Below are 24,231 nucleotides of genomic sequence, written 5' to 3' on the forward strand. Positions count from 1 at the left end.
GGCGCAGCCCCTTATCTGGCTTTGTTGAATTTCGTGTGTCAGGCATTTGCTGTAATTTGTTATGGACGGCAGGGGTTAAAAAATGGTGGTTATTTCTTCGCGTGGTCTTCTATGGGTATGGTCACAGCATCTACTACAACGGGTCACAACAGTGGCAGCAAATTCATGATGCCAGTGCTGCGTCGCTCAGGTTGTGTAACACCTCGCCGGTGGCTGGTTAGCTCCCTGTGGCATGCTTCGCTTGGCCAACAACTATTTGCCGCTCTGGCAGCACACAGCCATTTGTTAAAAAACAGAGTTGTCACAGCGCTTAACGTGGCTGTATTATCGTTCAAGCCTATCCTCTGGGCGATTCTGATGTTGACTCTTTGTTTGGCACCTTTGCAGCTCAGTATCGCAGCACCACAGGCCGATGACGACGACAACATTTACAGCCGCGCGCTTGGCGACTTGGGTGAAGGCAGAACACAGTCTGCCATCGATGGGTTCAGGGTCATTGTGGAACGTCACCCCAATCACCAGGGTGCATTGCTGGATTTGGCTTTGGCTTATTGTCAGGGGGAATTTCTGCAAGATGCATCACTGCTGTTTGAACGTTTGCTAGCAATCCCCGATTTGCCCCCGGCTATTCAGGCGCTTATCAAGTTTTATAGGATGAGAAGTTGCCAGCCCCCTGCTACAGCTTGGCACGCGGTGTTGAGTACGAGTTTTGGCCGGGCAATCAATTTGAATCAAGCACCCGTAAGTGGACTCCTGTATTCGGCACCGTTAGGTGTAACGCTGGAGCTGTCTGAAAAATCGCGTCCCAAAAATGACAACTTTTGGGCTACCGAAGCCGTCTATTCTCGTCAACCCGGTGGCTCCGGCTGGAGCGGCGGGATCTTTTTAAAGAATACATCGCACGCTATGCAACACACTTTTGACAACACTACTGTTCAAGGCTTGCTGGCGCGTCGAACACAGTTTGGGGGCGTCCAGGTGGAGTGGCAGGGCGTCTTGCTGCGTCAGCAGTTTGGCGCTCAGGTTCATTTGAATTCAGTGGTATTTGCAGGCTCGACCATGTGGGGGCAATCAGAGTGGGTTGCTTCAGTTGCAGACTTTAATTATCCGACTTTACCTGACTATCATTCGCGCCAGGTAGAGTTACGGGCACGATTACAAATACTGAACAATTCAGCCTTTAATCTGGCTGCGGATTTTGGTTGGAGCTATGACCATGCACTTGCTGATCGCCCAGGTGGTAACCGAGTTGGACCATTGGCACAGGCGACCGCTCATTGGACGTTTGCGCCAAATCAGTCTTTAGTAGTTACGCATCGGCGCATCTGGAAACGTGACAATCTCGCTTACAGCGCTGTGTTTTTGGGTGACGTGAAGCGGCAAAACATGCAAACGTTCTGGCAAGCCGCATGGCGTTATCGTATTTCAAAGCATTGGCAATGGGGGGTGGATGCACAGCTGTCACGCAGTGTAGACACTGTCGCACTGTTTACTCATGGTGCTTCAGCCATCACAACGACGCTTGAATGGGATTGGCGTTGAAGCATTGGATCGGCTTGCCAGGGCTGGAGTCGTTCGCATAGCCGCTCAAGAGATCACCGGGCGAATGACGCGCTTTACAATATGTTTGAAGTGTGTTTCACACCCTGCGCGCGTTGACAGATTTTTCCCCTTGGTGTCCATGTGTTGATGGTTACTAAATTGCGAGGAACACTTTTTGCTAAATAAGCAATCTATTACCATTCACCTGCAGAAAATTCCGCTGCTTGCCGGGGTAGATGCAGAAACGTACAAAAAAATTGGGTCGAATTTATATGTAAAAAAAGTTGCGCGCGGCTGCCATGTGTTCCATAAGGGTAGCGTCGGGGAGTATTTGTTTTTTTTGCTTGTGGGGCGTTTGCAAGTCATTGATTTTGCGGAAGATGGTCGCGCCATTGGGTTGAATTTTTTGAATCCCGGCGACTATTTTGGTGAGCTATCTATTATTGATGGATTAACCCGGTCGGCATCGGTGATGGCTACAGAGAATTCAGTTGTTGCATCGCTTTCGCGTACACATGCCTTGGCATTGATTACACAAAATCCGCTGATTGCAGAGCGACTGCTTCGAAAGATGGCAGCATCTGTTCGCACAGTAACTAATTACCGGGCAATTCTGGGTATTCCAAATGCTTTCCAACGGGTATTTGCGTTGCTGAATCAGTTTGCTACTGTCGCACCGGGCGGATTGGTTGTGATCGATAACATTCCAACCCAACAGGAGATGGCTATTATGGTGAACACCAGCCGCGAAACGGTGTCTCGGGCAGTAAGGTTTTTAATTCAGGATGGTATTGTTGAAAAAGACTTACGCCGACTTATCATCAGAAAACCAAATGATTTGAAGAATATTTACATATCTATCGAAAATAAAAATGAATATTAAAAGTTTTATTTCTATGCTACCAATGAAAATCAAAGAAGAAGATAAAATAAAACATATTTTATGGAGTTTTTGGTTGACAGCAGTCGCTTTGATTTTTTTGTCGGAGCCGGTTTCATTGTTTCTGGTTTTTTTGATCGGGTTTTTTAAAGAAGTATGGGATCGATATTATGGTAGCGGTTTCTGTTTGTATGATTTGTTTGGCAACATGATTGGCATTTTGATGGCATTTATGACTTATGTTGTTTTAATTTGGAGTTTTGCTTTGACATGAAGGTTCTAGTGAATGGTGTTCCGCTGCTTTCACCATTGACCGGTATTGGTCAATACATTCGCCACTTATTTACCGCCATGGATCAACTGCAATTGGCAGAGGTCTGTGTGCACTACGGTTTGCGCATTGAAAAAGGGCTGCACCTGCCCTGTGAGCGCACGGCGCAAACTTTGACGCGTGTGAATGGGCTGGCACAACGGTTTGTGCCCTACCCCCGCACGGCACGACGCCTGGTCGAGAAGGCTCTATTTGCCTATCAGACCCGATTTGCCTTGCAGGACGCGTTGTATCATGAGCCTAACTATGTGCCTATGCCGTTTGATGGCCCCTTGGTGTTGACGATTTGCGATATGTCTTGCTTTGATCACCCTGATACGCATCCCATAGAACGGGTCAGGTTGATGCAGCGCGAGATGCCCAGGGCATTGGATCGCGCAGATCACATTGTGGTGATTTCAGAGTCTTCGGGGCATGCCTTACAACGTTGGTTTGATATTCCTTCTGAAAAAATAACCACCACCTATCTGGCAGCTGATGCGCGTTTTCGCCCCCACAATCCTGCTGAACTTGTGGTGCCACTGGCCGAGTTGAAGCTGGTGGCTGGTTCTTATATATTGTGTGTGGGTACGCTTGAGCCACGTAAAAATTTAACCACTTTGTTTACAGCGTTTGCGGGGTTGCCTGCAGCACTGCGGCAGCGCTATCCGTTGGTGGTGGCTGGCATGAGTGGATGGAATACGCAGCAGCTGATGCAGTCAGCCCAAGTGTTGATAGATAAGGGGGAGCTGCGATTGCTGGGCTATGTACCCGATGCGTTGATACCTCCCTTGTATGCCGGGGCTGCGGCGCTGTGCTACCCATCGCGATACGAGGGGTTTGGTTTGCCTGCGCTGGAGGCCATGGCCTCAGGCGTGCCGGTGCTGACATCAAACCAGACTTCGCTGCCTGAGGTGGTGGGTGATGCTGGGTTGATGGTGAATCCGGATGATGTGAGCGCTATGCGCGACAGCTTGCAACTCATGCTTGAAGACCGGGTTTTTGCGCAAGCGCTGGGTACCAAGGGTTTGGCTCGTGCTCAGTCATTTAGCTGGGAGCGCTGCGCACGGGAAACTGTCGACGTATACAAGCAGGTCATGCGAAGCCGTGGGCGTGCAGTATGAGCAAGGTTCGTGTCCTGCACCTGTACCGTACGTATTTTCCAGAAACCCAGGGCGGCTTGCAGGAGTCGATACGGCAGTTGTGTTTGGCTACCAGCCAGATGGGTGTTGAGAATGTCGTGTTTGCGTTGGCTCGAAACCCGGAGCCGGTTATGTTAACTTTACCAGAAGGGTGTTTGGTGCGCGCTCGCTCGTGGTTCGAACTGGCTTCTTGCGACTTTGGTGGTCTGGATGCGGTGCAGCGCTGCCGTGCAGCAGCAGCTCAATGTGACATCATTCAAATTCACTACCCTTGGCCTTTTGCCGACATGCTGCTGCCCTTTGTTCGCAGGCGTGAACAGCCGGTGCTTGTGACTTATGTATCAGACATTGTGCGACAAAATAGCCTGGGTTTGGGGCAGCTTTATGCGCCGCTGCGCCGCAAATTGCTGGGGGTAGCTGCCAGTGTGGTGGCTTCATCGCCTAATTACGCACAAAGCAGCGAGGTGCTGCGTGACTATCAGCACAAGCTAACTTGTATTCCACATTGCTTGGAAGATGCTCCACCTGTTGACGTTTCACTTTGTGAGCGCTGGAGTACCCGGCTCGGTCACAATTTCTTTTTGTTTGTGGGCGTATTGCGGTACTACAAAGGGCTGCAATTTTTGCTGCAAGCAGCAACGCAGGTGACCACGCCTGTTGTGATTGTTGGTGAGGGTCCAGAGGGTCAACGTCTGCGCGACTTGGCGCATGCTCTGGGCTTGCGTCATGTGTATTTTTTAGGTGCGCTCGATGATGCTGATAAAAACGCCTTGATAGCGTTGTGCCGTGCCGTGGTGTTTCCATCGCACCTGCGCTCTGAGGCTTTTGGCATTACTCTGCTAGAGGGGGCTCGCGCCGGCAAGCCGTTAATTTGTTGTGAAATTGGCACGGGCACCACGTGGGTCAATCAACATGGCCAAACTGGCTTGGTAGTTCCTCCCGGTGATGCTGATGCCTTGGCACAGGCCATGCGGACGTTGGCGGGCGACGATGCGCTGTGCCAGCGCTTGGGCGCAGGTGCGCGCCAGCGGTGGGGGCAATTTTTCAGACCCGAGGTGGTGGGTGCTGCGTATCGCCAGCTTTATGATGAATTGCTGGCTTGAGGCTTGACAGCGCTGATATGACCAGTCGACGCGCTCACTTATCAGGTGTCTGGTGGGTGCGCGCTGGCTTAGGTCTGACTGCGTTGGTGCTGGCGCTGGGTTTGGAATGGCTGCGTCCGCCCTGGCTAGACCGGTTGGACGAAGGCACGCGCGATGTGTTTTTGCGCTATACCGCAAGCCAGCAACAGGAGCAGCGCTTGGTGGTGGTGGATATCAGTGAAGCTGCATTACGCGACACGAGCTCTTGGCCTTGGCCGCGCCAGCGCGTGGCTGACTTGGTTGAAATTTTGCTTGAAACTTACGGTGCGCGTGCTGTGGGTCTGGATATTGTGTTTCCGGAGCCGGCAGACCCACAAGGAGATGCCCGCTTGGCATCCCTTGCCCAACATGCACCGCTGGTTTTGGCGCAAATTTTTGACTACAGCCGGCGGGATTCGCCTAATGTGCAGGGTGTGCTTGCTGGCGGTTGGCGCCCTCTGGACGAAGGCGGGGGCGCTCAGGCCTTTGGCTACATGGGTAATCATGTTGGCTTGGAGTTGGCCAGCTGTGTAGGCAATATTGGCTATGTACCGGATGTTGATGGCGTGTTGCGTCAGATACCCATGCAAACCTTGTTTCATGGTAAGACGTATCCGCATTTTGCCCGTGCCTTGCTGGCCTGCAACACCAATAGGGCTCCTGTTGCGTGGGGTGAAAAAGGGTTATGGCGAGTACCTTACACACGTGATTTTTCTGCCTATACGGTCATTGCTGCCACAGATATTCTCAATGAAACCGCACCACGCGCTTTGTTAGCTGGGCGTTATGTGCTGGTGGGTTCTTCAGCGTTGGGCTTGGGGGATCGGGTGAGTACACCGCTGGCTCCGCTGGCCAGTGGTGTCATGGTGCACGCAGCCAGCTTGACAGGTTTGCTTGATGTGCAAGCGGGGTTGCGCCAAGCACCTTGGTCAGGGCGTGGCTGGCTGCTGGCTTGGTGTGTGCTGAGCTTTGCCTTGGCTGTGTATTTGATGGCCAGGGTGGTGGCTTGGAAGGGTTTTTTTCTGCTTTTGATTTTGGTTTTTGGCTGGCTGGGCTTGGCGTTTTGGGGGGTGTCACGGCAGGCGGAATGGTCGCTTACCGCTCCCTTATTTGGGTATTTCTTTTTGCTATTGGTGGCTGTTCCGCATGAGTGGTGGCAAGCACAGCTGAGGGGGCGCCAGCTGTTGCGCTCGTTTTCGCACTATGTGGCGCAGCCTGTGCTGGATGAAATTGTGCGGCTGAATTTGCAACATAGTCTGGAGCCGAGGTTGCTGGATGTGACGGTGTTGGTGGCCGACATGGAAGGTTATACGCGTGCCACTTCATCTTTGTCACTTGAGGATGCGGCAGTGTTGACCAAAGATTTTTTGGGCTGTTTGACTCGTCCTGTGTTGGACTGGCAAGGCACTTTGGACAAATACACAGGGGATGGTTTGGTGGCTTTTTGGGGCGCGCCGCTGCCATGCTCAGATCAGGCCGACCAGGCAGTGAGTGCGGCTTTAGCCATTTTGGCTGAGGTTGAAGCTTTGAATTTGCGTCGCCAACTCAAGGGATGGATGCCGGTGCAAGTGCGTATTGGCATTGAGAGTGGTCGTGCCTTGGTGGGCGATTTGGGTACTGCCTTTCGGAGCACCTATACCGCTGTGGGGGACTGTATTAATTTTGCGTCCAGGTTGGAGGCCGCTGCACGGTACCTGCCAACACAGCTGGTGATAGGGCCTGTTGCGCAGCATAAATTGATGAAGCACACGACGAAATCGCTTGGGGAGATCAGTCTGCGTAACACCAGCACCACCATTGAGGTGTTTGCCGTGCAGGATTGAGAATTTATATAAAAATAGCCCCTAGACCATATATTTATTGTGCAATTGGCTATATTTTTGATACTGAAATGAAGTTGCTGTGCTTAATTTTGAAGGGCTGAGTTGACAGCCCTCACAGCCCCTTCATCCGCTCCCCCCACCAATGCCAGCAGTCTGATCTTTGAGATGAGGTACATGTAGCGCGCTTGCGCCAGGTCACGCAGCACCACAACGCGTTGTTGCTCGGCATTCAAGATGTCGAGCACCGTGCGGCTGCCGGCCTGGAACGACTTGCGGCTTGACAGCACCAGTTGGTCAGCGGAGCGCAGGGCTTGTTCCAAGGCTTTGATTTTTGGCATGTTTTCTGTCATACCGCGAAATTCCTTGTAAACACGCATGCCCAGGTCGCGCTTGCCAGCCTCAATGGTTTGTTCGGCACGGTCTTGTGTGGCTAGCGCTTGGCGTACGGCAGAATTGACGTAGCCACCGGCAAACAAAGGTATGTTCAGCTGTAGCCCTACAGAGTTGTTGGTGTAGCGGTTGCTGGTGTTGGTGACGTTTTCGCTAGCGCTTTGCTGCCATTGCGCGATTGCGTCCAGGGTGGGATAGTGGCCGGATTTGGCCTTGTCAACCTCTTGGCGCGCAATCTCAACTCGCGCTTTCAATGACTGGATTTGGGGGCTGTTTTGCTCAGCGCGTGCCGTCCAGACGTCTAACTGATTGGGCTCGGGGTTGGTCAAGGTCAGCGCTTTGACGTTGAGCGTGGCCAGCTTGTCAATAGGCTGGTTGATAAAGCTTTGAAGCTGTTGCATGGTGTAGCTGACATTTTGGCGTGCCTCAATTTCAAGCGCCACGTTCATGTCGATACGTGCTTGGGCGTCGTCAATGTCGGTGCGCGTGCCAGAGCCGGCCGCCAAGGCCTTGCGGGCAGCATCAAGCTGGGTGGTGTAAGCCACTTGCTGGGCCAGTACCAGGGCTAATTGGTCGTGGGTCAGCATGGCTTCAAAGTAGGCGCTGCTGACCCGCACGGCCAGGTTTTGCTCTTCCAGTGCCAACGCTGCTTCAGCATCATCGACCTGGGCACGAGCTTGGCGGTATTGGGCTGCTAGTTGGGGGCGGTACAGTGGCTGACGCAGTGACAAAGTTTTGTTGCTACTGGGGTAGCCAGTATTCGTGGTTTGCTCTTTACCTAAAAAATTGGGACTCGTACTCTCCAATTGGTTGTTGGTCTTGGATAAGTTTGCACTCAGGTTGGGCAACATTTGCGATCTGGCCTGGGGTAGACGTTCGCGCTCTGCTGATGCATTGGCTTTGGCCGCCATCAGGGTGGCATCCTCCATCTGCGCTGCTTGATAGACTTGCAGTAAATCCATTGCATGAGCCGACAGCGTGCTGATCAGCAACACCGCCGATAACATGGCGTTTTTTGCAATCAAGGGGTAACGCAAGTCTAGGTTCAGGTGGTGTTTCATGTGCTTGTTACTCCTCTTTCATGGATGCAGCCAGACGCTTGGTCAAAGGGCTGAGCAAATAGGTCAACATGGAGCGCTCGCCCGTCAAGAAGACCACTTCGACCGGCATGCCGGGTTGCAGCTGACGCTTACCTAGCTGCTTGTAGCCTTCAGCGGTTACGCCTACCCGTGCCAAGTAGTAGCCCACGCCGGTTTGAGGGTCAACCAGCACGTCGCCCGAGACGGATACGACTTTGCCCTGCACCACCAGTTGTGGGGTGTGTGCAAACGATGAAAAACGCACGTCCACCAGCATACCGTTATTGACGCGATCAATCAGGTGTGGCGCAACACGCGCTTCAATTAGCAAGGCTTGATCTTGCGGCACGATGTCCATCAACTTTTGGCCTGGGCCAATGACGCCACCTACGGTTTGGAAAGCCAGGCCAACAACTTGGCCGGTGGCGGGTGATTTGATGTCAATACGGCTGAAGTCGTCTTTGGCCGCTCGTAATTTTTCGGCATCACCTGGCAGCTCGCGGCCGACATCGGCCAGCTGGGTTTCAACTTCTTTGCGGTATTCTTGTTGGCGGGCAATGGCACGCTGCTGCAGTTCTGCCACGGCGCGCTTGGCACGAATGGTGTTACCCATCAGCTCGGCAATACTGGCGCTGGACTCGGCGTTCATGCGTTCCAGTTCCAACTGACGGTTGCGCGGGGCGTAGCCTTCTTTGACCAGACTGCGCGTGTTGGCCAGCTCTTCGGCCAGCAGGGCTTGCTGACTTTTGCGATTGGCCAGCATGCTTTCATACGCCTGAATCAAGCCTTGTTGGCCTTGGATGCTCTCTTGGGTGGATTGCAGGTCGGCTTGCAAGGCAGCGCTGCGTGAGTTGAAGAGTTGCTCTTGTGTGAATAGTACTTCGCGGATTTGCGGGTCGTTGGCGGCTTGTATCACGTCTGGGTGGAAGCTGATTTTTTTCAATCCACGTTGTTCCGCTTGCAAGCGACTCTCCATTGCGCGCAAACCCACATAGCGCTGGCGTGCCGCTTCAAAGTTTGCACGTGCCACGGCTTCGTCCAGGCGAACCAAGAGCTGGCCTTCTTTGACCAGTTCACCTTCGCCCACCAAGATTTCTTTGACCAAGCCACCCGTCAGGTGCTGCACGGTTTTGCGTTTGGTGTCGATGGAGATCATGCCCTGGCTGGGCACACCTTCGTCAAGTGGTGCGAGCCCGGCCCAGAGCAAAAAGCCACCAAAACCCAGGCCCAACGCCCACAGCCCGATGCGGGCCGAGCGGCCAGTATGGGCTGTGAGTTTCTGGGTGTCGTGGGCTGCGTCCGGGGCAGCAGTATTGAAAGTGTCTTTGATAGCCATGACGGTCTCAGCAATCTATAAAGTAAGTTAAGCGGGGAGGGCAGTGACACCCGGCAATTGCGCCGGGTTGACTGGGGTCGGGGTGGTGGCCGGGGCGGTTGGTGCGGGGCGCGGCGTTTGCATGGCGGCAATGACGGCGTCGCGCGGGCCGTTGGCCACCACCTGGCCATCGCGCAAAATCAGCAGCCGGTCGGCCACAGAAATGGCGCCCGGGCGGTGGGTGATCAAAAACACCGTGCTGCCTTTGGCTTTGAGCTGCGCGATGGCTTTGAAAAGCGCAGCTTCACCCGCATCGTCTAGATTGGCGTTAGGTTCATCCAGCACCACCAGCTGCGGGTTGCCGTAAACGGCACGTGCCAAGCCGATGCGCTGGCGCTGGCCACCTGACAGCAGGTTGCCAGCCTCGCCAATAGGCGTGTCGTAGCCTTTGGGAAAACGCAAAATCATGTCATGCAGGCCGGCGCTTTGTGCGGCTTCAATCACCTTAGCGGGTTCTACTTCACCAAAACGGGCAATGTTTTCGGCAATGCTGCCTTCAAACAGCTCAATGTCTTGCGGTAGGTAGCCCAAATAGGGGCCAAGTTCTACCCGGTTCCAGCCTTCAATGGGCAACTGGTCGAGCAGCACCGTGCCCGCGCGTTCGGGCCAGATGCCCATCAGCACACGCGCCAAGGTTGATTTGCCCGAGCCTGAAGGGCCAAGTACCGCAGTGACGGTGCCTGCGGGTACATTGAGGCTGATGTTTTTCAGGATGGGGTCGGCGCGGCCAGGTGCCGTGGCAAACACGTCTTGCAGCGTGACTGCGCCGGTAGGGGCCACACGTTTCAAGGCGGGGTCGCGCGCCGGGTAGTCAATGAGCATTTGCTCCAGCCGGGCAAATGCGAAGCGCATGCCAATGAACTGGCGCCAGCTGCCCACCATCATGTCAATGGGGGCCAGGGCGCGGGTCATGAGCACATTGGCTGCAATCATGCCACCCGGTGAGAGCTGACCGTCAATCACCAACAAGGCACCTGCACCGAGCGACAAGGACTGCTGGCTGTAGCGAATGAACTTGCTCCAAGCCATGATGCGGTGCTGGAGCTGTTGGGCTTCGCTGCTTTTATTCAAGTGGATTTGGTGCCGGGCTGCCCAACGGTCGCGCAGGTTGTGCACCATGCCCATGGATTCAAGCACTTCGGCGTTGCGCAGCTTGCCTTGCAAAAATGCACCGGCATCAGCGCCGGCTTTGGTGGCGGCTTCCGAGGGGGCCAGCGTGTGGCGGTGGCCAAACCAGGCCAGGGCGGCTTGTATCAGTGCGAACACAATGCCCAGCACGCCCAGCATGGGGTGCAAAAAGAACAGTACGGCCATGTAAATAGGCGCCCAAGGGGCGTCAAAAAACGCAAAAATGCCGTTGCCGGTTAAAAACTGGCGAATCTGGATCAGATCACCAAAAGCCCGTGACGGGCTTGTCCCGGACTGGCTCAAGTGGGCCTCAAAGCTGGCGTTAAACACTTGCGTGCTGAGCTGCTCGTCAAGCCGCACGCCGGTGCTGACCAATAGCCGTGAACGCATCCATTCGGCAAACGCCATTACGGCAAACAAAAACAGGGTCAGCAGCGACATGGCGATCAGTGTCAGCTCGCTCTGGCTCGTCAGCACACGGTCATAGACCTGCAGCATGTACAACGTGGGCGTGAGCATGAGGACGTTGGCAATCATGCTGAAGGCGCCGACGATGAAAAATTCGCGCCGGAACGCCCATAAAGTGGACGTCAACTCGCTGCGTTTGAAAAAATCAGGTGTTTTCATAGTGAGAGGGGCAATCAAGCGTGGGCTGCGGTGGGTGCCATGGCGGGTTGGCGGGCTTTGGCCGCTGCGTCGTTGAGGGCTTTGAGAACATCGTCACGCGGGCCAAACATCTGGGTTTGACCATCGCGCAGCACCAGCATTTTGTCGGCCACCGCCAGCACGCTGGTGCGGTGTGTCATCACCACAAAGGTGGTGCCGCGCGCCGCCAGTTGCGAGATGGCGCTGGCCAGGGCGGCATCGCCTTGTTCGTCCAAGCTGGAGTTGGGCTCGTCAAGCACCACAAAAGCGGGTTTGCCGTAAAGTGCGCGGGCCAGGGCAATGCGTTGCCGCTGACCGCCCGAGAGCATGGCACCTTCGCGCCCCACCGGGCTGTCGTAGCCTTGCGGCAAAGCCAGAATGAACTCATGAAGACCCACCGCGCGGGCAGCGGCTTCTACCTTGGCCATGTCCACCTCGCCAAAGCGGGCAATGTTTTCAGCCACCGAGCCGTCAAACAATTCAACGCCTTGGGGCAGGTAGCCGATGTGTGGGCCCAGTTCAACTTTGTTCCATGTGTAGACATCGGCGCCATCCAGGCGCACTTTGCCGTTGATGGCTGGCCACAAACCTACCAGCAAGCGCGCCAGCGTGGTTTTACCCGAGGCCGACGGGCCCACCACCGCCAGCACTTCGCCGGGCTGCAGGCCAAAGCTGACGCCCTTGAGAATGGAGATTTGCGTGCCAGGGGCGCTGGCCATGAGGTTGTCCACCAGCAGCTGGCCTTGCGGCGCTGGTAGCGGCATGCCGGCCGGGCGCAGTGGCACCGAGGCCAGCAGGTTGTCCAGTCGGCTGTAGGCCCCGCGCACGTTCACCACGGTTTGCCACTGGGCCACAATTTGCACCAAAGGTGCTAACACCCGACCGCCCAGAATGGAGCCCACAATCATGTAAGCCGCACCGCCGTTGAGTTGGTTGCGCAACAGCAGCCAGGCCCCCAGGCCCAGCAGCATGGAACTGACGGTGTTTTGCAAAAATTTACCGATGGCCTGGTAAAAGCCAGCGTGTTCTGAGGCTTGGGCCTGCAAGCCCAGAAATTCGCGTTGCTTGCTGATCCAGCGCTGGTGAATGTCGCGCAGCATGCCCATGGATTCAATCACCTGGGCGTTGCGCAGGGTGCCGTCTGCATATTGCTGGGCGGCTGCGGCACTGCGGTTGGCAGCCATCAAGGGTGGCTGGGTGCTGCGCTCATTGAGCCAGCCGACAAAGGTTTGCAAAACGGCGGCCACCACGGCCGACCAGCCCAGCACCGGGCTGATGGCAAAGATCAAAATCAAAAACACCAGCGATACCGGCGCTTCCATCAGGGCCAGCAGCACAGGGGTGTGAAGAAATTCACGCAGCGAGCGGAAATCGTTCATGGGCTGCGTTGTGCCACCGGGGGCGCGTTTCAGGTTGGCCTCAAAAATGGCGGTGAAAATGCGGCTGCTTAATTTGCGGTCAAACGCCAAAGAGGCTTCATGCATGACCTCTGAGCGCACCCATTCCAGCACCTCCATGAGTACAAAAGCGGCCAGCACCAGCAGGGTCAGCATGGCCAGTGTGGTGTGGCTGCGGCTGTTGACTACCCGGTCATAGACCTCAAGCATGTAGCCCGACGGTGCCAGGATCAACAAGCTGGAAAACAAGCTGAACCAGGCGGCTTGTTTGAAGTAGGGGCTGAGATCAGTAACGGCTTGACGCAGCTCTGTGGCAGGTTTGTGTTGACTCATTGGGCCTCCTCGACCACGACATATTCCGGAAATTCCGAATCGGTTGACATTTTTGATTGCGCCAGGCTGTCAGCGGGTTCAACGCCAAACTGGAACACCAGTTCGAACATTCCGTCTGGCCGCCTTGATAAGACGATTTCACGTAGCTTTTTGGTGACGAAGTCAGCCTCGTTCTCGGCGCTGAGTGCCAAGGCAAAGCGCAGCCGACCATCCAGCGTGTACATGGACAACTGGCCTTTGTTGACGCTCAAGGTATGGCGGTCAAAGTACACCGGGCAGTTGTCCGAGAACTTCAACAGCGGCAGCAGCTTGTCGCCCAGGCGTGCCAGGTTGAAGGGGCTACTGGGGTGCTGGAACACGGTGCGGCAGGTGCGTGAGACCGAGTAAATGGCGTTGCACACCATTTGGGAGCCCATGTCGGGAAATTGTTCGCGCAGCGCTTTGTATTTAAGGTGGTGCAGTGCCACGCGGTTCCACACCTTGGTTTGCTGCACCGTGGGAGCCAAGGCATTGCACACGCCCGCAAACGCCGACTGCAACTGCGCCAGGCGAGCGTGTTGCTCGGCATTGGTGTTGAGCGGTATGCGCAGCGTGAAATTCATATAGGATATTGTAGTGTGAATATTCATATAGGAATATTGCGGCGATGAAAAATCGTGTGCGCCAACGCTGGGCAGCACAGAGCAGGGATAATCCAGCGTTTTAAACATTTTCTGGAGCCTGACCATGAGCAAAGAATTCCGTACCGAAGCTGAACGCAAAGCCACCCCCCGCCCTGTCGCCCCCAAAGGCGTGTGCTACACCGCTGGCCATGGCCAGCTGCGCAGCCTGGAGCGTGGCGTGGCCACCAACAACAAGAAGAACCCCGGCAAGCGCTGCAAAAAAGGCGGTTGAGCACCCATGGTGCACCAAACAAAACGGCCCTTTCGGGCCGTTTTGTTTGGGTGACTACATGTTGCGCCGGTACTGCCCGCCCACCTCAAACAGGGCGTTGGTGATCTGACCCAACGAGCACACACGCACGGCGTCCATCAGCACCTCAAACACGTTTTGGTTGTCGATCACGGCTTGTTGCAATTTTTTCAGCATGGCAGGTGCCTCGCCAGCGTGACGGGCATGGAAGTCGGCCAGGCGTTGCAGTTGGCTCTGTTTTTCTTCATCCGTCGAGCGCGCCAGCTCCAGCTTGTCATTGACCGGGTCACCATGCGGGTTGCGGAAGGTGTTGACGCCGATGATGGGCAGCTCACCGGTGTGTTTGAGCATCTCGTAGTGCATGGATTCGTCCTGAATCTTGCCGCGTTGGTAGCCGGTTTCCATGGCCCCCAGCACGCCGCCGCGCTCGGTGATGCGCTCAAACTCCAGCAGCACGGCTTCTTCGACCAGCTCGGTCAGGTCTTCGATGATGAAGGCACCTTGTGATGGGTTTTCGTTCTTGGCCAGGCCCCATTCGCGGTTGATGATGAGCTGGATCGCCATGGCGCGGCGCACCGAATCTTCGGTGGGCGTGGTGATGGCTTCGTCAAACGCGTTGGTGTGCAGGCTGTTGCAGTTGTCGTAAATCGCAATCAAGGCTTGCAGCGTGGTGCGGATGTCGTTGAACTGGATTTCTTGCGCGTGCAGGCTTCGGCCGCTGGTCTGGATGTGGTATTTCAGTTTCTGTGAACGCTCGTTGGCACCGTATTTTTCCTTCATGGCCACGGCCCAGATGCGCCGTGCCACCCGTCCCATGACGGTGTATTCGGGGTCCATGCCGTTGCTGAAGAAAAAGCTCAGGTTGGGCGCAAAGTCGTCAATGTGCATGCCGCGCGCCAAATACGCTTCGACAAAGGTGAAGCCGTTACTCAGCGTGAAAGCCAGCTGGCTGATCGGGTTGGCACCGGCCTCGGCAATGTGGTAACCGCTGATGCTCACGCTGTAAAAGTTGCGTACGTTGTGGTGCACAAAGTAGCTGGCGATGTCGCCCATCACCTTCAGGCTGAATTCAGTGCTGAAGATGCAGGTGTTCTGACCCTGGTCTTCTTTCAGGATGTCGGCTTGCACTGTGCCGCGCACGTTGCTCAGCACCCATTCACGGATTTTTTCGCTCTCGGTTGCGGTGGGTTCACGGCCGTTGTCAGTGGCGAACTTTTCCAGGTTCTGGTCGATGGCGGCGTTCATGAACATGGCCAGAATGCTGGGCGCGGGGCCGTTGATGGTCATGCTGACGCTGGTGGCCGGGTCGCACAGGTTGAAGCCGCCGTAGAGCACTTTCAGGTCGTCCAGGGTGGCAATGCTGACGCCGCTGTTGCCCACCTTGCCGTAGATGTCGGGGCGCGGGTCGGGGTCGTTGCCGTAGAGCGTGACCGAGTCGAATGCGGTGCTCAGGCGTTTGGCCGCCATGCCTGAGCTGAGCAGCTTGAAGCGTTTGTTGGTTCTGAATGCGTCGCCTTCACCGGCAAACATGCGGGTGGGGTCTTCGTTTTCGCGCTTGAAGGCGAAGGTGCCGGCGGTGTAGGGGTAGCTGCCGGGCACGTTGTCAAGCATCAGCCATTTCAGGATTTCGCCGTGGTCTTCAAATTGCGGCAGACAGACCTTGCGGATGGTGGTGCCGCTGAGTGACTTGGTGGTGAGTTGGGTGCAGATTTCCTTGTCGCGGATTTTCACCACGTACATGTCACCGGCGTAGGCCTGCTGCATGGCGGGCCATTGCGCCAGCAACTTGGCTGCTGCCGGGTCCTGGTTGTTGCGGTGGTCTTCGGCCAGTTTCAGCACCGTGCCATACGCGCCGGGTTTGGCGCTGCCGTCTTTGCCGGGGTCGGCTGCCAGCAACATGCGGGCGGATTCGGTCAGTTGCTGGATTTCGCGCGCCAGTTTGGCTTGTTGACGGGCGCGCGCCTTGTAGCCGCGCACGGTGTCACTGATTTCGGCCAGGTAACGCGTGCGCGCAGCCGGCAGCACTGGGGTTTGGTTGGTGCTGTGGCGCACCGTGACTTGGGGCAGTGCGCCCTCTGAAACCTTCATCCCCAATTCGGCCAGCCGGGTTCGCAACGCCTGATAAAGCGCGGTGACGCCGTCATCGTTAAAGCGCGCCGCCATGGTGCCAAACACTGGCATTTGCTCAGCCGGGGTGGTGAAAGCCTCTTTATTGCGCTGCACCTGTTTGGCCACGTCGCGCAGCGCGTCGCTGGCGCCTTTGCGGTCAAACTTGTTGATGACGACAAATTCGGCAAAGTCGAGCATGTCGATTTTTTCCAGCTGGCTGGCCGCGCCGAACTCGGGCGTCATGACATACATGGGCACGTCCACCAGCGGCACGATGGCGGCATCACCCTGGCCGATGCCCGAGGTCTCCACAATGATCAAGTCGAACCCGGCGACCTTGCAGGCAGCAATCACGTCAGGCAGCGCGGCGCTGATCTCGCTGCCAAAGTCGCGCGTGGCCAAGCTGCGCATGAAGACCCTTTGGTCCTGGCGCCAGGGGTTGATGGCGTTCATGCGGATGCGGTCGCCCAACAGCGCGCCACCGCTCTTGCGTCGCGACGGGTCGATGCTGATCACGGCCACGCGCAAGCTGTCGTTCTGGTCCAGTCGCAAGCGCCGGATGAGTTCGTCGGTGAGCGATGATTTGCCCGCGCCGCCGGTGCCGGTGATGCCCAGCACAGGTATTTTTTTTGTAGCTGCTAGCGCTTTTATATCAAGGGATAGAGCACTAAAAGTCTTAGAAAAATTGCCTTTGGTCTGGCCAGCAGCGGCCTCGTTCTCCAGCCCGGTGATCAGTTGTGCCAAGGCGCGCCAGCTCATCTCGGTGTGGCCTTGAATGGCTTCAACGTGTGTCGGGGCGTACTGCGTCAGGTCATGGTCGCAACGCTTGACCATGTCGCCAATCATGCCCGCCAGACCCATGCGCTGGCCGTCCTCCGGGCTGTAGATGCGCGTCACGCCATAGGCCATCAGCGCCTTGATTTCGCTCGGCACGATCACGCCGCCGCCGCCGCCAAAGACCTGGATGTGCGCGCCACCGCGGGCTTTGAGCAGATCAACCATGTATTTGAAATACTCCACATGGCCGCCTTGGTAAGAGCTGATGGCAATGCCCTGCGCGTCTTCCTGCAGGGCTGCGGTCACGACCTCGTCGACGCTGCGGTTGTGCCCCAGGTGAATCACCTCAGCGCCCATGCTTTGCAAAATGCGGCGCATGATGTTGATGGCCGCGTCGTGCCCGTCAAACAGGCTGGCAGCGGTGACAAAACGCACCTTGTTGACGGGGCGGTATTGGGCCAGGGCTTTGAAGTCGGTGGTGTTGTGGGGCATGGTGCAGGTCTCTGGTGTTGGTGTTGTTTTGATGGCTTTGTGGTTGACGTTAACGTCAACGTAAGAGCGCATCTTATCGGGTTTTTCTGATGGCCAACCGATGTGTTGAAAGACCACCAGGCTGCTAGAGTACAGTTCAATTGTGATCAATTCATTTGAGCCCCTCATGAAACCTATTCAACTTTTCGACACCGCATCGAGCACTTACACCTATGTGCTGACTGATCCACAAAGCCATCAGGCGGTCATCATTGACCCGGTTGACACCCAACTTTCGCGTGATCTGCAAGTCTTGCGCGAGCAGGGTTTAAGCTTGGTGTGGTGCTTGGAAACGCATGCGCATGCAGACCACATCACCAGTGCGGGCAAGTTGGCTGAATTGGCGGGGGCTCAAACAGCTGCACCGGCGGGCTGCGGCATTGCCACCGCCTCGCATCAACTTGAGCATGGCGCAATTTTGAAATTTGGCTCAGAACAAATTCAAGCCTTGCACACGCCGGGGCACACCGCCGGCAGCATGTGTTTTGTGTGGCGTGACCATGTGTTCACAGGCGACACGCTGTTGATCAATGGCTGTGGGCGCACTGATTTTCAATCGGGCAGTGCACCAGCCATGTTCCACAGTTTGACTGAAGTGTTGTTCAAGTTGCCCGAGAACACCACCGTCTGGCCGGGGCATGACTACCAAGGCAAAACCAGTTCAACCATTGGCATAGAAAAAGCCACCAACGCGCGGGTGGCAGGTAAAACAGAAGCTGAATTTGTGGCCATCATGGCGGCGCTGAATCTGCCGCCACCCAAGCGAATGTCAGAGGCTGTGCCGGCCAATTTGCGCAGCGGTTTGCGCCATGATGCCCATGTGGATGTGACGAAACAAGTGAATCCTGCCGCTGGCTATGCGGGTGATGTTCATCCTAAGCTGGCCTGGGATTGGGTGCAGCAGGGCGAGGCAGTACTGGTGGATGTGCGCACCGATGCCGAGCGCGCTTGGGTTGGGTTTGTGCCTGATGCGGTGGCCATCGCGTGGAAACAATGGCCTGGCATGGTGAGCAATGCCAATTTTGATGCGGAGCTTCTGGCGGCTGTACCACCAGAGTGCAAGGTTGTTTTTTTGTGCCGCAGCGGTGTGCGCTCTGTGGCTGCGGCGCTCAGAGCGACAGAACTGGGTTTGCAGGCCTACAACATTTTGGAGGGTTTTGAAGGCGATCCCGACAATTTGGCGCACCGCGGGCAATTGGGCGGATGGCGCTTTCATGGGCTACCCTGGCGGCAAGGCTAGTAGTTTGTTTCATCAAAAAGCTTACAAAATGAAATCAATGGATTTTTCAGTCTGGCTAGGCAAGATGAGGCGACATAGACGTAGCTATGGCAACGACGAACAACAACGCCAGGCTGGAAAAGACATGATTTCATGTAAGCGGTTTGGTGAAACGGACTACTAGAGATTTGGCATGACATTTTTGGCCATTGACATTGGCAACACCCGCTTGAAGTGGGCTTTGCATTCCGCGCCACAGCGCAACGCTCCCTTGCTGGCGCAAGGGGCAGAGTTTCTGGAAAACGTAGACCGTTTGGCCGATGGTGATTGGGCCGGGTTGGCACCCCCGACGCACATGCTGGGGTGTGCGGTGGCGGGGGATGCGATCAAACGCCGTGTCGAAGAACAAATGGAGTTGTGGGATGTATCAGCGCACTGGGTGGTGGCCAGCAGCGCTGAGGCTGGCTTGATCAACGGCTATGACTATCCTGCCCGATTGGGTGCAGACCGCTGGGTGGCCTTGATTGGTGCCTGGCACCGAAGTCGGGCTCAAGGCGATCTAAGGCCTTTGGTGGTGGTGATGGTGGGCACGGCCGTCACGGTGGATGCCATTGACTTACAGGGTAAATTTTTGGGTGGCCTGATTTTGCCTGGTCATGGCATCATGCTGCGCGCCTTGGAGTCTGGTACTGCAGGCTTGCATGTGCCCACTGGCAATGTGTGCGAGTTTCCTACCAACACCAGCGACGCACTGACCAGCGGCGGAACGTATGCGATTGCTGGCGCAGTCGCGCGCATGGTGCAACACTTGCGAGAGCATTGCGGTGTTGAGCCTCGTTGCATCATGACCGGGGGCGCCGGTTGGAAAATGGCACCCAGCATGTCGGTGCCCTTTGAGTTGGTGGACAACCTGCTGTTTGATGGTTTGCTTGAAATTGCGGCTCACCGCAACGCGAGTTAGGCAGCTTTGAGCTGCAAGGCTTGCAGCAACTTGGTGTGCACATGGCCAAACCCGCCGTTGCTCATGCACAAAATATGGTCGCCACCGCGTGCGTGCAGCATGATTTGATCTACCAAACTGGTTAGGTCGTTGGCGACAAGGGCGCGCGCGCCCATAGGGCGAAGCGCTTCGTGGGCATCCCAATCCAGACCTGCGCTGTGGCAAAAAGCCAAGTCGGCCTGCTCAAGACTCCAGGGTAGCTGTGATTTCATGGTGCCGAGTTTCATGGTGTTGGAGCGGGGCTCAAACACGGCCAAGATGCGTTCGTTGGCGTTTAACGTGCGCTTGAGGCCGTCAACGGTGGTTCGAATGGCGGTGGGGTGGTGCGCAAAGTCGTCGTACACGGTGATGTTGCCGCTGGCCGTGTGGACAGTGCCGCGTATTTCCATGCGGCGTTTGACGTTTTCGAATTGCCCCAAGCTGCGTGCCGCCAAATGGGTGTCTACGCCAAGGTGTTGGGCTGCTGCAATGGCGGCGAGCGCGTTGAGTTGATTGTGCGTGCCTGTGAGTGACCAGCTGACGTGTCCCGCGTGCTGGCCATGGTGAATCACATCAAAATTGCTTGCATCACCTCGTGCCTCAAAGTCGCTCACTGCCGAGCCAAAACTACGCACTTCACTCCAGCAACCCAGATGCAGCACCCGTGCCAGGCTCTCTTCTAACCCGTTCACCACAATTCGCCCGCTGCTGGGTACAGTTCGCACAAGATGATGAAATTGGCGCTCAATGGCTGACAGGTCATCAAAAATATCAGCATGGTCAAATTCAAGGTTGTTCAGCACCGCAGTTTTCGGGCGGTAATGCACGAACTTGCTGCGCTTGTCAAAAAATGCAGTGTCGTATTCATCCGCTTCAATGACAAAAGCCTGGCCTTGACCGAGTTGGGCTGAAACACCGAAGTTAAGTGGCACCCCGCCCACCAAAAAACCTGGTTTTAAGCCCGCACTTTGCAAAATCCAAGAAGTCATGGCAGTGGTGGTGGTTTTGCCGTGCGTGCCCGCAATGGCCACCACATGCCGCCCTTGCAACACATGTTCTGACAGCCATTGTGGGCCACTGGTGTAAGGCAGCCCAGCATCCAAAATGGCTTCCATCAAAGGAAATTTGGGACTGCCATCAGACAAATGCGCCCGGCTGACCACATTTCCCACCACAAACATGTCGGGTTTGAGCGAAAGTTGTTCCGAGCCAAAGCCTTCGATCAGTTCGACACCCAATGACCGAAGTTGGTCACTCATGGGGGGGTACACGCCAGCATCACAGCCAGTGACTTTATGCCCTGCTTCGCGCGCCAAAGCCGCCAATCCACCCATGAACGTGCCGCAAATACCAAGAATGTGAATATGCATCAGCTGATTTTAGGGGGTTCGATGATGGCTTGGGGTTGCATCGTTCTGGCATGTGATGCATTGCAAAACAAGGCAAAATGATTCGATGATGTCGAACACAAAATCGAAAATAGCCGCATTGGCAGCACGCTGGGTGGTGGAGGAAGGGCTTGAATATGGCTCAGCCAAGCGCCGAGCTGTCAAGCAATTGGCTTTGAATGGGCGCGCTGGTTTGCCATCAAACGATGAAGTGGAAGAGGAAGTTAAGGCGTATTTGGCCATGTTTTGTGCAGACACCCAGCCACACGAACTTTTGGCGTTGAGGCGTTTGGCATGGACCTGGATGACACGCCTGGCGGCCTTTAGACCCTATCTTACGGGGGCAGTTTGGCGGGGCACGGCCACCAAAAACTCTGATGTTTACATTCAGTTATTTTGTGATGACAGCAAATCAGCTGAAATAGCGCTCATTGACGACCATGTGCGCTATGAGGTGCGTAGCGTGACGGGTTTCACGGGTGAGACGGTGGATGCGTTGAGTGTGCATGCGTTTTGTCGTGAGCTGAATGAAGAGATTGGTGTGCATTTGATGATTTACGACTTTGACGACTTGAGGGGCGCACTCAAGCCCGACGGTCAAGGCATGTTGATGCGCGGCAACATCCAAGCGTTGCAAAATTTAATGGAAAGTGAGGCTTTATGAGTGACAACCCAATGCGGCGACGTGGCTGGCTGGCCGCCGCTGCTGGTTTTGGTGTGATGGGCGTGGCTGGTGGCCTGGCGTGGCAAACGTCGCAACGCCAAGCGAAAGCCTTGACGGATGCTGAAAATCAATTTTGGCTGCAAAGTTTTACCGTTTTGGATGGTGCGCAGCTGACTGCAGCGGCGTTCAAAGGTAAGCCGTTGTTGTTGAATTTTTGGGCCACATGGTGCCCGCCATGCGTTGAAGAATTGCCTGCAATCAACGCTTTCTTCAATCAAAACAAGGCAAAAGGATGGCAAGTTTTGGGTTTGGCGGTGGATCAAGCTGGCGCTGTGCGGCGGTTTTTGAACCAAACACCGCTTGATTTTTCAATCGCTATGGCTGGTTTTCCAGGCATTGATGTCAGTAAATCATTGGGAAATTTGACGGGTGGTTTGCCATTTACAGTGGTTTTTGATGCTGCAGGCGCGGTGATACAACGCAAAATGGGCAAATTGAATGCCAATGATCTGCAAGTTTGGTCAGATTTAAAAATTTAGCCTCCATTCCATTGGCACTAAAATAAACACTTTTACAGCTGTTTTGTTTAAATTTGTTGGATTTTCATCAAAATCACAGCTCATTGAACACAGTTCTTAATGCTCTAACCGTTGGAGATTTCATGGACCTCAGAAAACTTAAAACATTGATTGACTTGGTGTCAGAGTCAAATGTCTCCGAACTAGAAATTACCGAAGCTGAAGGCAAGGTTCGCATTGTCAAAGGTGGTGGCTCCATCATTCAGCATTACACCCAAGCCGTTCCCATGGTGGCGCCTGCGATGGCTGCGCCCATGGCTGTCCCTGAAGTTGCCGTTCAAGCACCACCACCTGCCCAGACGGGTCATGCCGTCAAATCGCCCATGGTGGGTACTTTTTACAGGTCTGCTTCACCTGGTGCCAAGTCTTTTGTGGAATTGGGTGACGAAGTCAAAGAAGGCCAAACGCTTTGCATCATTGAGGCCATGAAGATTCTCAATGAAATCGAATCAGACAAGTCAGGCGTGGTGCGGAAAATACTTGTTGACAATGGTCAAGCTGTTGAATATGGGCAGCCTTTGTTCATTATTGAGTGATGACAGGCCGTATCCATGTTTAAAAAAATTCTGGTTGCTAACCGTGGCGAGATTGCCTTGCGGATTCAGCGAGCCTGCCGCGAACTCGGTGTCAAGGCGGTCATGGTTTATTCTGAAGCAGACCGAGATGCCAAGTATGTGAAATTGGCCGAAGAGGCTGTTTGTATCGGGCCAGCGGCATCTTCATTAAGTTACCTGAACATGCCAGCGTTGATTTCTGCAGCCGAGGTCACAGATGCTGAAGCCATCCATCCTGGTTATGGCTTTTTAAGCGAAAACGCTGATTTTGCAGAGCGGGTAGAGCGCAGCGGCTTTCAGTTCATTGGTCCTACACCAGAGTCCATTCGCATCATGGGCGACAAAGTCTCTGCCAAACAAGCCATGATCAAGGCGGGTGTGCCTTGCGTTCCAGGCTCTGAAGGTGAATTGCCAGACGACCCCATTCAAATCAAACGCATAGCCAAATCGGTCGGTTATCCGGTCATCATCAAAGCGGCGGGCGGTGGTGGTGGACGTGGTATGCGCGTGGTGCACACCGAGGCGGCTTTGGTCAACGCGGTTGCAATGACCAAAAATGAAGCGGGTGCCGCATTTGGAAATCCCGCGGTGTACATGGAAAAGTTTTTACAAAACCCGCGCCATGTCGAAATTCAAATTTTGGCAGACAAATACAAAAATGCGGTGTACCTGGGTGAGCGTGATTGTTCAATGCAACGGCGGCACCAAAAAGTCATCGAAGAAGCTCCTGCGCCAGGTATTCCAAGAAAGATCATTGAGCGAGTGGGTGAGCGGTGCGTGGCCGCGTGTAAGAAAATTGGTTACCGTGGCGCTGGTACCTTTGAGTTTTTGTACGAGGACGGTAATTTTTACTTCATTGAAATGAACACACGGGTCCAGGTGGAGCATCCTGTGACAGAGATGACCACTGGCATTGACATTGTCAAAACGCAAATCATGGTGGCTGCGGGTGAAAAATTGCCATTTACCCAGCGGCAGATTGAAATTCGTGGTCATGCGATTGAATGCAGGCTCAATGCCGAAGATGCATACAAGTTCATCCCATCGCCTGGCCGCATCACCATGTGGCACCCACCGGGGGGGCCAGGTGTCAGGGTTGATTCACACATTTACACCAATTATTTTGTGCCACCGAACTATGACTCAATGATTGGCAAAGTGATTGTGCATGGGGATACGCGGGAACAGGCTTTGGCTCGTATGCGTACCGCTTTGGCTGAAACGGTGGTGGAGGGCATCAACACCAATTTGGCTTTGCACCGTGAATTGATGGTTGATGCGAAATTCATGGAAGGTGGCACCAACATTCACTACCTTGAAGGTTGGCTTGCCAATCATTCCCGGTAAAAGGTGTC

At 55.1% G+C, this 24,231-nt stretch carries 21 protein-coding genes and 1 pseudogene; 14 read left to right on the top strand and 8 right to left on the bottom strand.

What is annotated here, in order from left to right:
* Positions 1 to 21: 21 nt before the first annotated feature.
* The 6 genes from PHT20_RS01945 (at position 22) to PHT20_RS01970 (ending at position 6,818) form a co-directional block, all read left to right on the top strand.
* Positions 22 to 1,542: a hypothetical protein gene (locus PHT20_RS01945; protein ID WP_301019202.1), complete on the top strand. Its 1,521-nt coding sequence runs from the start codon at positions 22 to 24 to the stop codon at positions 1,540 to 1,542.
* 175 nt (positions 1,543 to 1,717) lie between these two features.
* Positions 1,718 to 2,425: a Crp/Fnr family transcriptional regulator gene (locus PHT20_RS01950; RefSeq protein ID WP_301019203.1), complete on the top strand. Its 708-nt coding sequence runs from the start codon at positions 1,718 to 1,720 to the stop codon at positions 2,423 to 2,425.
* A gap of 22 nt (positions 2,426 to 2,447) precedes the next feature.
* The gene (locus PHT20_RS01955) at positions 2,448 to 2,696 is read left to right on the top strand and encodes a hypothetical protein (RefSeq protein WP_301019204.1); all 249 of its coding nucleotides are present in this window, start codon (positions 2,448 to 2,450) and stop codon (positions 2,694 to 2,696) included.
* Complete coding sequence (locus PHT20_RS01960) at positions 2,693 to 3,856, top strand: glycosyltransferase family 1 protein (protein ID WP_301019205.1); 1,164 nt, start codon at positions 2,693 to 2,695, stop codon at positions 3,854 to 3,856. Before PHT20_RS01955 ends, PHT20_RS01960 begins: the two co-directional genes overlap by 4 nt.
* Complete coding sequence (locus PHT20_RS01965; RefSeq protein ID WP_301019206.1) at positions 3,853 to 4,977, top strand: glycosyltransferase; 1,125 nt, start codon at positions 3,853 to 3,855, stop codon at positions 4,975 to 4,977. Before PHT20_RS01960 ends, PHT20_RS01965 begins: the two co-directional genes overlap by 4 nt.
* A gap of 17 nt (positions 4,978 to 4,994) precedes the next feature.
* Positions 4,995 to 6,818, top strand: coding sequence for an adenylate/guanylate cyclase domain-containing protein (locus tag PHT20_RS01970; RefSeq protein WP_301019207.1), 1,824 nt, complete (start codon positions 4,995 to 4,997; stop codon positions 6,816 to 6,818).
* A gap of 83 nt (positions 6,819 to 6,901) precedes the next feature.
* Here the strand turns inward: PHT20_RS01970 and PHT20_RS01975 are convergent, their stop codons facing one another.
* From PHT20_RS01975 to PHT20_RS01995, 5 genes are read right to left on the bottom strand one after another with little or no spacing between them, the layout of a single operon-like run.
* Positions 6,902 to 8,269, bottom strand: a complete 1,368-nt coding sequence (locus tag PHT20_RS01975) for a TolC family outer membrane protein (RefSeq protein ID WP_301019208.1) — start codon at positions 8,267 to 8,269, stop codon at positions 6,902 to 6,904.
* A 7-nt stretch (positions 8,270 to 8,276) separates the two neighbouring features.
* Positions 8,277 to 9,623, bottom strand: coding sequence for an HlyD family type I secretion periplasmic adaptor subunit (locus tag PHT20_RS01980; protein ID WP_301019209.1), 1,347 nt, complete (start codon positions 9,621 to 9,623; stop codon positions 8,277 to 8,279).
* Positions 9,624 to 9,650: 27 nt separating this feature from the next.
* Positions 9,651 to 11,417 carry a type I secretion system permease/ATPase gene (locus PHT20_RS01985; protein WP_301019210.1) on the bottom strand — a complete coding sequence of 589 codons (1,767 nt, stop codon included), beginning with the start codon at positions 11,415 to 11,417 and terminating at the stop codon, positions 9,651 to 9,653.
* 14 nt (positions 11,418 to 11,431) lie between these two features.
* Entirely contained in the window at positions 11,432 to 13,165 is a 1,734-nt protein-coding gene (locus tag PHT20_RS01990) for a type I secretion system permease/ATPase (protein ID WP_301019211.1), read from the bottom strand.
* Complete coding sequence (locus PHT20_RS01995) at positions 13,162 to 13,767, bottom strand: hypothetical protein (protein WP_301019212.1); 606 nt, start codon at positions 13,765 to 13,767, stop codon at positions 13,162 to 13,164. The genes PHT20_RS01990 and PHT20_RS01995 overlap by 4 nt, the downstream gene beginning before the upstream one ends.
* A 124-nt stretch (positions 13,768 to 13,891) precedes the next feature.
* Here PHT20_RS01995 and PHT20_RS02000 point away from each other — a divergent pair, with 124 nt between their 5' ends.
* Complete coding sequence (locus PHT20_RS02000) at positions 13,892 to 14,059, top strand: hypothetical protein (protein WP_301019213.1); 168 nt, start codon at positions 13,892 to 13,894, stop codon at positions 14,057 to 14,059.
* A 54-nt stretch (positions 14,060 to 14,113) separates the two neighbouring features.
* On the opposite strand, the gene icmF is transcribed toward PHT20_RS02000, so the two are convergent.
* The gene (gene icmF / locus PHT20_RS02005) at positions 14,114 to 17,455 is read right to left on the bottom strand and encodes a fused isobutyryl-CoA mutase/GTPase IcmF (RefSeq protein ID WP_301019214.1); all 3,342 of its coding nucleotides are present in this window, start codon (positions 17,453 to 17,455) and stop codon (positions 14,114 to 14,116) included.
* A 151-nt stretch (positions 17,456 to 17,606) separates the two neighbouring features.
* The gene (locus tag PHT20_RS16700; protein ID WP_366520873.1) at positions 17,607 to 17,693 is read right to left on the bottom strand and encodes a hypothetical protein; all 87 of its coding nucleotides are present in this window, start codon (positions 17,691 to 17,693) and stop codon (positions 17,607 to 17,609) included.
* Between PHT20_RS16700 and PHT20_RS02010 the strand changes: the two are divergent.
* The 3 genes and pseudogenes from PHT20_RS02010 to PHT20_RS02020 all read left to right on the top strand — a co-directional run.
* Positions 17,664 to 18,122: pseudogene (locus PHT20_RS02010) on the top strand (MBL fold metallo-hydrolase); the annotation flags it as partial. The gene PHT20_RS16700 and the pseudogene PHT20_RS02010 overlap by 30 nt on opposite strands.
* 198 nt (positions 18,123 to 18,320) lie before the next feature.
* The gene (locus PHT20_RS02015) at positions 18,321 to 18,734 is read left to right on the top strand and encodes a rhodanese-like domain-containing protein (RefSeq protein ID WP_301019261.1); all 414 of its coding nucleotides are present in this window, start codon (positions 18,321 to 18,323) and stop codon (positions 18,732 to 18,734) included.
* Positions 18,735 to 18,906: 172 nt separating this feature from the next.
* Positions 18,907 to 19,674 carry a type III pantothenate kinase gene (locus tag PHT20_RS02020; protein ID WP_301019215.1) on the top strand — a complete coding sequence of 256 codons (768 nt, stop codon included), beginning with the start codon at positions 18,907 to 18,909 and terminating at the stop codon, positions 19,672 to 19,674.
* Here the strand turns inward: PHT20_RS02020 and mpl are convergent.
* Positions 19,671 to 21,062 carry a UDP-N-acetylmuramate:L-alanyl-gamma-D-glutamyl-meso-diaminopimelate ligase gene (mpl, locus tag PHT20_RS02025; protein ID WP_301019216.1) on the bottom strand — a complete coding sequence of 464 codons (1,392 nt, stop codon included), beginning with the start codon at positions 21,060 to 21,062 and terminating at the stop codon, positions 19,671 to 19,673. The two genes, PHT20_RS02020 and mpl, sit on opposite strands and share 4 nt — an antisense overlap.
* A gap of 88 nt (positions 21,063 to 21,150) precedes the next feature.
* Between mpl and PHT20_RS02030 the strand changes: the two genes are divergently transcribed.
* The 4 genes from PHT20_RS02030 (at position 21,151) to accC (ending at position 24,223) form a co-directional block, all read left to right on the top strand.
* Complete coding sequence (locus tag PHT20_RS02030) at positions 21,151 to 21,744, top strand: hypothetical protein (RefSeq protein ID WP_301019217.1); 594 nt, start codon at positions 21,151 to 21,153, stop codon at positions 21,742 to 21,744.
* Between the two features lie 56 nt (positions 21,745 to 21,800).
* Positions 21,801 to 22,283, top strand: coding sequence for a TlpA disulfide reductase family protein (locus PHT20_RS02035; RefSeq protein WP_366520874.1), 483 nt, complete (start codon positions 21,801 to 21,803; stop codon positions 22,281 to 22,283).
* A gap of 122 nt (positions 22,284 to 22,405) precedes the next feature.
* Positions 22,406 to 22,858 carry an acetyl-CoA carboxylase biotin carboxyl carrier protein gene (gene accB, locus PHT20_RS02040; protein WP_301019262.1) on the top strand — a complete coding sequence of 151 codons (453 nt, stop codon included), beginning with the start codon at positions 22,406 to 22,408 and terminating at the stop codon, positions 22,856 to 22,858.
* A gap of 15 nt (positions 22,859 to 22,873) precedes the next feature.
* Positions 22,874 to 24,223, top strand: a complete 1,350-nt coding sequence (accC, locus tag PHT20_RS02045; protein WP_300088068.1) for an acetyl-CoA carboxylase biotin carboxylase subunit — start codon at positions 22,874 to 22,876, stop codon at positions 24,221 to 24,223.
* Positions 24,224 to 24,231 lie beyond the last annotated feature (8 nt).

The sequence above is a fragment of the Rhodoferax sp. genome (assembly GCF_028715765.1).
Lineage (GTDB): Bacteria > Pseudomonadota > Gammaproteobacteria > Burkholderiales > Burkholderiaceae_C > Rhodoferax.

Coding starts and splice junctions, on each gene's coding strand:
- PHT20_RS01955 (WP_301019204.1), top strand. CDS start 2,448: ATGAAAATCAAAGAAGAAGATAAAATAAAACATATTTTATGGAGTTTT.
- PHT20_RS01960 (WP_301019205.1), top strand. CDS start 2,693: ATGAAGGTTCTAGTGAATGGTGTTCCGCTGCTTTCACCATTGACCGGT.
- PHT20_RS01965 (WP_301019206.1), top strand. CDS start 3,853: ATGAGCAAGGTTCGTGTCCTGCACCTGTACCGTACGTATTTTCCAGAA.
- PHT20_RS01970 (WP_301019207.1), top strand. CDS start 4,995: ATGACCAGTCGACGCGCTCACTTATCAGGTGTCTGGTGGGTGCGCGCT.
- PHT20_RS01975 (WP_301019208.1), bottom strand. CDS start 8,269: ATGAAACACCACCTGAACCTAGACTTGCGTTACCCCTTGATTGCAAAA.
- PHT20_RS01980 (WP_301019209.1), bottom strand. CDS start 9,623: ATGGCTATCAAAGACACTTTCAATACTGCTGCCCCGGACGCAGCCCAC.
- PHT20_RS01985 (WP_301019210.1), bottom strand. CDS start 11,417: ATGAAAACACCTGATTTTTTCAAACGCAGCGAGTTGACGTCCACTTTA.
- PHT20_RS01990 (WP_301019211.1), bottom strand. CDS start 13,165: ATGAGTCAACACAAACCTGCCACAGAGCTGCGTCAAGCCGTTACTGAT.
- PHT20_RS01995 (WP_301019212.1), bottom strand. CDS start 13,767: ATGAATTTCACGCTGCGCATACCGCTCAACACCAATGCCGAGCAACAC.
- PHT20_RS02000 (WP_301019213.1), top strand. CDS start 13,892: ATGAGCAAAGAATTCCGTACCGAAGCTGAACGCAAAGCCACCCCCCGC.
- icmF (WP_301019214.1), bottom strand. CDS start 17,455: ATGCCCCACAACACCACCGACTTCAAAGCCCTGGCCCAATACCGCCCC.
- PHT20_RS16700 (WP_366520873.1), bottom strand. CDS start 17,693: ATGGCTTTGTGGATCAGTCAGCACATAGGTGTAAGTGCTCGATGCGGT.
- PHT20_RS02020 (WP_301019215.1), top strand. CDS start 18,907: ATGACATTTTTGGCCATTGACATTGGCAACACCCGCTTGAAGTGGGCT.
- mpl (WP_301019216.1), bottom strand. CDS start 21,062: ATGCATATTCACATTCTTGGTATTTGCGGCACGTTCATGGGTGGATTG.
- PHT20_RS02030 (WP_301019217.1), top strand. CDS start 21,151: ATGTCGAACACAAAATCGAAAATAGCCGCATTGGCAGCACGCTGGGTG.
- PHT20_RS02035 (WP_366520874.1), top strand. CDS start 21,801: ATGGGCGTGGCTGGTGGCCTGGCGTGGCAAACGTCGCAACGCCAAGCG.
- accB (WP_301019262.1), top strand. CDS start 22,406: ATGGACCTCAGAAAACTTAAAACATTGATTGACTTGGTGTCAGAGTCA.
- accC (WP_300088068.1), top strand. CDS start 22,874: ATGTTTAAAAAAATTCTGGTTGCTAACCGTGGCGAGATTGCCTTGCGG.